The sequence below is a fragment of the Flavobacterium cyanobacteriorum genome (genome assembly GCF_002251835.1).
In the GTDB taxonomy this organism is placed as follows: domain Bacteria; phylum Bacteroidota; class Bacteroidia; order Flavobacteriales; family Flavobacteriaceae; genus Flavobacterium; species Flavobacterium cyanobacteriorum.
The window spans coordinates 1-5,084 of the sequence record NZ_NOXV01000140.1; the positions used below are offsets into that span (position 1 = coordinate 1).

Sequence of the window (5,084 nt, forward strand, 5' to 3'; positions counted from 1 at the left end):
AAATGGTTAAGTTTGATAGTGTTAAATTTTATTTAGGACAGGATTGTCGTATAGTAAATCTTAATTACCGGGCGCTGTCGCGGGAAATGGAATTTCACGCTGATGAGGTTGCCGCCCGCATAGCAGGCCCGCATACAATTGAGACATCCCTCGTAAGGCTGCAGTTTGCCGATGCTATTCTGAATGATGTGTTATCTTTTTATACCTCAAAGATTGAAAGCAATATCAAACCTGCTACACTGTTTCCTCAGCATCAATTTGTAATGAAATACAGGGCCGCACAGTTTGGCTATCCGATAGAGAACGGCCTGCCGGCAATAACTCCCGAAAGCAGGAATCACTTTAACAGGTCTAAGCTAGAAATTGGCAACAACTGGGCTACACACCCCAGTGATGAAGACCGTATAGCGCGAATAAAGAGCCTGCAGCTTGAAGCAAGACCTGAGAACAACAGCCATGCCATGACGCTCCTGAAGGACCGTGAGGCTACAGAAAGCAAAATCATCTCGCTATTATACAGTCATGTCACCTGGACTGGCATTGTTACAATTCATAATATGGCAGAATTTGAACCAGAATTTATAATGCTGGAGAAAAAAGGATCCTTACCTGATGTTTTCAACAAATACTATGACGATATCCAGGTACCACATACAGACTTTGAAGCACTTAAAGCCAATGATTCAATTCTTACTGAAACTACCATAGAAGAACTTTTCAGCCCGCTAAAAGTTAGCCGCGTTTATGAGCAGCTCGGGCTGGAACAGGATATTGCATCACTTAATGAAATTGCACAGGGCAGTTATAAAATAAGGGATTTTGTGTATGCAGGCAGGCGTTACAATTCAGAAGATGCTCCAGGGCTGATAAAGAACTTAAATATAACGCTTGAGCAAGTAAAGTCGGATGTTGCAGATAACAACCAAATTATTTCTGCATACTTTTTGAAACGGGCAAAAAGCTGTGATAAAGAAGATGAATATGTTAGTCTCTACAACACATGCCAGAACTATTACAGTGAATATAATAAAAAATTTGAAGTGCTTGATAAAATGTTTAAGTTAACAGCATTTACTGCCGAGGCCACAACCTATGATGCAATCACAGATAACTTTGTAGAAGTATATCGCCACGAAGTTATCCTGAAAAAAGATATACTGCAGTTTATAGAAGAACCGGTTAACGCACCCTCTCTTGAACCTGAGGCTACAGATATGCTGAAAAGTTATGCTGAAGCACAACACAGGTATTTTGATGGCAAAAATTATAATGATGAGGCATTGGGCAGCATGTATCAGGCTATGCACCTATATAATTATTGGCTGAATTATCTTTTGTTTTGCCACAAAAAAAATTTTTTAACCCTTCAGGCTGAATTTGAGCCTCAAAAACTTACAATATGAAATTACACTACTACCTTGTTTTACTGTTCACTTTATTAATGCAGGCCCAGGAAAAAGAAACCTTTAGCTGGGATGCCGCAACCGTAAACGGCAAACTAAACCTTACCTTGCCAAAACGTGAATTTGATGCGGTATATAAAAAAGCCGACAGTATAGTTGCTCCCCGCCCGGCTGAAACCTGCGGCACTGAAGAAGAGCTGCAGGCAAAATTTTTGCATTACAAAGGGGTAAAATTTGAGCTCGACAACGGCATGCTTAACTTCCGCAGCATTGATTTCCGTAAAAAGAAAGGCATGTACATGCTTTATAAAGGCACAAAGTTTAATGAAAATTATACTCTTGACGCTTTTACCAGTCAGTTTCCCATAGCGGCAGCTGCGCTGGTAAATAAATCAGATACACATGTTGCTACTCTAAAGCCTGATGAGGCTGAAAGCAGTTTTGAATGGAAATTTTATTTCTCTAAAGGAAAATTGCAGATAATTGAATGCCGGTTCCCATGTGATTAGAGCGTTAAAAATCCCTTTATTTTTATCCATAGGCGGCTTCAGTTTACATCACGGCCTTGTTTTTGTTATAATATTTTCATAATTTTAAGCTATTATATATGGCTATGACTGAAATTGATATTGAACAGGAAAACAAGGCAATTGCCAAAGAATATAAAGAACTGCTCCGCATTAGTTACCAAACCCTTACAGAAGATGACAAAAAGCTGATTAGGAAAGCTTTTGACGTGGCAGTGGAAGCCCATAAGGACCAGAGAAGAAAATCAGGAGAAGCCTATATTTTCCACCCTATTGCCGTTGCTAAAATTGTAGCTTCAGAAATTGGGCTTGGCGCCACTTCCATTGCCTCTGCCCTGATGCATGACGTAGTAGAAGATACCGATGTTACCGTTGAGGATATTGAGCGGATGTTCAACCCCAAAATAGCACAGATAGTACAGGGCTTAACTAAGATAGCACAGGTAAAAACAGACCAGGAGATATCAATGCAGGCAGAGAATTTCCGCAAGATGCTCCTTACCCTCAATGATGATGTCCGGGTTATCCTCATTAAAATAGCCGACAGGCTGCACAACATGCAGACTATGGAAAGCATGGCCGAATACAAACAGGCCAAAATTGCTTCGGAAACGCTGTACATATACGCGCCGCTGGCCCACAGGCTTGGCCTTTACAACATAAAAACCCAGCTTGAAGACCTGGGGCTGAAATATACCGAACCTGCGGTTTACAATAACATCGTTAGTAAAATCAAGGAAACTAAGGAAGAGCAGGACGCCTACATAAAATCAATATCTGAAGTGCTTAAAGCTTCGCTTGATGCGGAAGGTATACAATATACTATAAAAGGCAGGCCAAAATCTATTTATTCCATCCGGAGGAAAATGCTCGCGCAGGGTGTTACTTTTGATGAGGTGTATGATAAGTTCGCGCTGCGGATCATCTATAAAGCCAGCCCGCAGGAAGAAAAGTTCCTGGCCTGGAAGATATACTCTATTGTTACCGACCACTACCGCCCCAGCCCAAGCAGGCTACGGGACTGGATATCATCTCCCAAGTCAACCGGTTATGAGGCGCTACACATTACAGTGATGGGGCCTAAAGGCCGCTGGGTTGAGATACAGGTACGCAGCGAACGTATGGATGAAATTGCAGAAAAAGGCTATGCAGCCCACTACAAGTACAAAGGCAATGGCGGCGAGGAGCATGGCCTCGAAACCTGGCTCAACCTGCTTAAGGAAGCGCTGGAAAACACTTCGGGCAATGCAGTTGATTTTGTTGAAGATTTCAAACTGAACCTCTATGCAAAGGAAATTTATGTGTTTACACCCAAAGGTGAAATTAAATCACTGCCAAAAGGCGCCACATCGTTGGATTTTGCTTTCAGCATCCACTCTGAAATTGGCATGCGTACCCGCGGAACAAGAGTAAACGGCAAGCTCGTGCCGCTAAACCATGTGCTCAACAGCGGCGACCAGGTAGAGGTTATAACATCACAAAACCAAAAGCCAAACCCGCACTGGCTGGATTATGTAACTACTTCACGGGCAAAGAATAAAATAAAAAACGTGCTCAACGAAAGCACTAAGCGCATTGCCGAAGAAGGAAAGGAATTACTGACCCGCAAGCTGCGCCACATGAAAATAGTATTAAATGAAACTACTACAAACGAACTTGTAAACTATTTTAAACTAAAAACAAGCCTCGACCTGTTTTACCGGGTGGGCGTCGGCAGTATTGACAACCAGCAGCTTAAGGATTACGCAGCCCTGAAAAGCAATACGCTGATGAACTTCTTCAAAAACAAGATAAAACGCTCGCCTTCGCTGCCACAGGAACAGATACAAAAAGAAGAAATAAGCCGTAATTATGACCTGCTGGTTTTCGGTAAGGAACAGGATAAGCTTGACTATAAGCTGGCTACCTGCTGCAACCCCATTCCCGGAGACGATGTTTTTGGTTTTGTCACCATAAATGAAGGGATAAAAGTACACAAGAAAGACTGCCCAAACGCCATACGGCTGCAGAGCAACTTTGCCTATCGCATTATCCAGGCGAAATGGATCGACTCTACCCAGGAAGAATTTAAGGCTACACTCAAAATCACGGGTATGGACTCACTTGGGCTTACCAACGAGCTTACCAAGGTTATATCAAACAACATGCATGTAAACATCCAGAGCATCTCCTTAAGTGGTAACGCGGGGATATTTAACGGGCAGGTAACCGTGGTGGTGCAAAACAATACCATCCTGAAAAAGCTGATTGAGAACATTAAGAAAATTGACGGCATTGATAAGGTGACGAGGATAAATAACAATAAATGATAAAATTTTTAAAACAGTTCATAGCTCCTCAAAAACAAGATGATATAATTAAAAATATTCCTCCTGAATTACGTTTTTATAAGCACGAGGAGAAAGTATTTGAAGACACATTTAAAAATTACTCCTGTGTTTTTGGCTTACCTGTAAAGTATGATTTTAGAATTATAGATAAAATTCCTCTTGGGACAAAGGCATTATACTTTTACCTCGGTAATGATATAGAAAATTTACTTGAGAATGTTTTAGAAACAGGAATTTTTGAAACTTTAGAGCATCTTAGCATTGGATACACAAGGGTAAATAAGATTGATTTTAATAGTTATAATTACAGCGGTGTATGTAAAGTGCTGTCGAAATATAACTTCCCTAAGTTAAAATCCTTCGAATTTGGAGAAGACTTTCTTTTAGCCAATGAACATTGTAGATATGGCAATCTTGGCAATATTACTAAGGTTTTAAAAAATATGCCTGTGCTCGAGAGTTTATATCTGTATGGAAATTTTGCAATAGATGAGCCATTATGTTTTAAAAAACTGGAAAGAATAGAGGTGTTGATGAATGATTGGGCAACTAATCTGAATGGAGGGAAAATCTCTGATTCAACTATCTGCTCTTTGTTAAGTTCGGAATTTAATGTGTTACAGCTTATGGACCTTGATCTTAATTTCAACGATGAGGTATACAATTATTATCTCCCATCTTTATTTTTGACGGGTAAAAATACTCCCCGCCTTAAACAATTTTTGGGTTTATCGGGCAAATTTATATCGGGCACAAGCATTGCATTAAGACAAAGTCAAATGAAGTGGTTTAAACTTTTATTTTATTAAATTTCTTTAGTGCGA

Annotated in this window: 4 protein-coding genes; all 4 read left to right on the forward strand. The window is 40.4% G+C overall.

Translation table 11 applies throughout. The features are described 5' to 3' along the window. Nucleotides 1-1,403: M48 family metalloprotease (locus CHU92_RS15745; protein WP_094412088.1), on the forward strand; the 1,403-nt coding region annotated here is incomplete at its 5' end. Further along, nucleotides 1,400-1,912, forward strand: coding sequence for a hypothetical protein (locus CHU92_RS02015; RefSeq protein WP_094412090.1), 513 nt, complete (start codon nt 1,400-1,402; stop codon nt 1,910-1,912). The genes CHU92_RS15745 and CHU92_RS02015, both read left to right, overlap by 4 nt. Before the next feature lie 104 nt (nt 1,913-2,016). Then, a complete protein-coding gene (locus tag CHU92_RS02020; RefSeq protein ID WP_094412094.1) occupies nt 2,017-4,239 on the forward strand; it encodes a RelA/SpoT family protein in 2,223 nt (740 codons plus the stop codon). Next, nucleotides 4,236-5,069 (forward strand): hypothetical protein, encoded by an 834-nt coding sequence (locus tag CHU92_RS02025; RefSeq protein WP_094412092.1) that lies wholly within the window; start codon nt 4,236-4,238, stop codon nt 5,067-5,069. Before CHU92_RS02020 ends, CHU92_RS02025 begins: the two co-directional genes overlap by 4 nt. Nucleotides 5,070-5,084: the final 15 nt, after the last annotated feature.

Bases quoted from the DNA above. Each gene is read 5' to 3' on its own strand.
- CHU92_RS02015 (WP_094412090.1), top strand. From the start codon at position 1,400: ATGAAATTACACTACTACCTTGTTTTACTGTTCACTTTATTAATGCAG.
- CHU92_RS02020 (WP_094412094.1), top strand. From the start codon at position 2,017: ATGACTGAAATTGATATTGAACAGGAAAACAAGGCAATTGCCAAAGAA.
- CHU92_RS02025 (WP_094412092.1), top strand. From the start codon at position 4,236: ATGATAAAATTTTTAAAACAGTTCATAGCTCCTCAAAAACAAGATGAT.